Annotated in this window: 1 protein-coding gene; it reads right to left on the reverse strand. The window is 99.6% G+C overall.

All coding sequences use genetic code 11. The features are described 5' to 3' along the window. On the reverse strand, positions 1–255 hold a 255-nt coding region (locus ACTHUG_RS11640), incomplete at both ends, for a hypothetical protein (protein ID WP_268083134.1).

The raw sequence follows: 255 nt of genomic DNA on the forward strand, positions 1-255 counted from the left end.
CCCCCCCCCCCCCCCCCCCCCCCCCCCCCCCCCCCCCCCCCCCCCCCCCCCCCCCCCCCCCCCCCCCCCCCCCCCCCCCCCCCCCCCCCCCCCCCCCCCCCCCCCCCCCCCCCCCCCCCCCCCCCCCTCCCCCCCCCCCCCCCCCCCCCCCCCCCCCCCCCCCCCCCCCCCCCCCCCCCCCCCCCCCCCCCCCCCCCCCCCCCCCCCCCCCCCCCCCCCCCCCCCCCCCCCCCCCCCCCCCCCCCCCCCCCCCCC

The sequence above is a fragment of the Neisseria sp. P0022.S009 genome (genome assembly GCF_051956675.1).
Lineage (GTDB): Bacteria > Pseudomonadota > Gammaproteobacteria > Burkholderiales > Neisseriaceae > Neisseria.